The following is a 535-nucleotide window of genomic DNA, read 5'->3' on the forward strand; positions in this document are numbered from 1 at the left end:
CCGCCTCGCCAGCCACCGCCCGCACCAGCACCGCCAGCTCGGCCGGCGTCGCATTCCAGAACAGCTCCGGCGTCCACCCGAACGCCACCCCCGCCTGCCCGGCCAGCCGCGCCGCTGAGCGACTAAAATCCTCCCCGGCACGGGGAGGGGGACCGTGCGCAGCACGGTGGAGGGGGCCCTCCCCAGGCGACCCGCTCACCGCCCCGCCAAAATCTGCCCGATCAGCACGCGCAACGCCGGGGTCGCGCCGGCAAGTCCGCCCGCCGTCACCCCCTCGCCGAACGCCTCACGGGTCAGCCCCTCGGGCCGCTCCTTCAGACAGTGCCAGAACAGGGCGACCATCTCGCCCAGCCCCAGTCGCCCCTCCGCCGCCCGCTCGACCAGCGCGAACAACGGCCCTAACTCCTGCTCCGCTGCCACCAGCGCGGTGAACGAGGGTCGCAGCACCAGCAGGGTCCCAGCTACACGCACCGAAGCCTCACCGCGTGCCGGATTGGCAAGGGCAAGCCCCTCCCCTTCAGGGGAGGGGTTGGGG

The 535-nt window shown here is 73.5% G+C and carries 2 protein-coding genes; both read right to left on the reverse strand.

Translation table 11 applies throughout. The annotated features are described in order from the left end of the window. Positions 1-199 (reverse strand): phage tail assembly chaperone (locus tag AX681_RS23470; protein WP_156456143.1); only part of this gene is annotated, 199 nt, incomplete at its 3' end. After that, on the reverse strand, positions 196-471 hold the full coding sequence (locus AX681_RS19010; protein WP_082749627.1) for a gene transfer agent family protein: 276 nt from the start codon (positions 469-471) through the stop codon (positions 196-198). The genes AX681_RS23470 and AX681_RS19010, both read right to left, overlap by 4 nt. Positions 472-535 lie beyond the last annotated feature (64 nt).

The organism is Sphingomonas sp. CCH9-E2 (genome assembly GCF_001557215.1).
Classification (GTDB): Bacteria; Pseudomonadota; Alphaproteobacteria; order Sphingomonadales; family Sphingomonadaceae; genus Sphingomonas.